This window comes from Streptomyces sp. DH12 (assembly GCF_020873895.1).
Classification (GTDB): Bacteria; Actinomycetota; Actinomycetes; order Streptomycetales; family Streptomycetaceae; genus Streptomyces.
Map to the genome: position 1 here is coordinate 1 of NZ_JAHWGT010000447.1, position 613 is coordinate 613.

Sequence of the window (613 nt, forward strand, 5' to 3'; positions counted from 1 at the left end):
GTGCGGCCCGGCGTCGCGCGGGAGAACCACAGCGGGGTTCCGTCCGGCCGTACGTCCAGGGCCTCGTCGACGTACCGCCAGGCGGTGGCCTGGGATATCCCGAATCCGGCTCCGAGCTGCGAGAAGGTCTCGTTCTTGCGCAGATGGACCAGCGTGAGCAGCGCCTGCTTGAAGCAGCCGAGCTTCCGCCAGCGGGTGTTGCGGACGCGGCGGTGTTCGTACAGCAGCCAGGCAACATGCTCGACGAGTTCGTGCGGGACGTCGAGCGTGGCAGGATACGGAACCGACAGGGCCCCTTCGGTCGCCGGTGTGCTGAGTGGAATCACCACGCCAACGACGAGGGGCCCTGCCTCGTCACTACGCCCTCTGACCAGCCTGTTTCACACTCCAGCGCAGGATGAAAGAGGTTCCGTGAAGCATCCCATCGACATCAGGGAGCACGGCCTTTGAGATCACAGGGTGACCTTTTCGGACCAGCTCACTGCCCCAAAGGCTCTTCTCGGCCATGAACGTGGGCCCAAAAGGGAAGATGAAGTCGGAGATCAACGTGTCCCCGAACAGGGAACACACCCCCTTCACGTCCGGCGGCAGCCCAACACCCGGACTCGCTTCC

2 protein-coding genes are annotated in these 613 nt (G+C 64.4%); both read right to left on the reverse strand.

Annotated elements, in window-relative coordinates:
• The coding region (locus LPA54_RS35090; RefSeq protein WP_228984650.1) for a transposase family protein at positions 1–329 on the reverse strand (329 nt) is incomplete at its 3' end.
• 28 nt (positions 330–357) lie between these two features.
• Positions 358–613: hypothetical protein (locus tag LPA54_RS35095; protein WP_228984651.1), on the reverse strand; the 256-nt coding region annotated here is incomplete at its 5' end.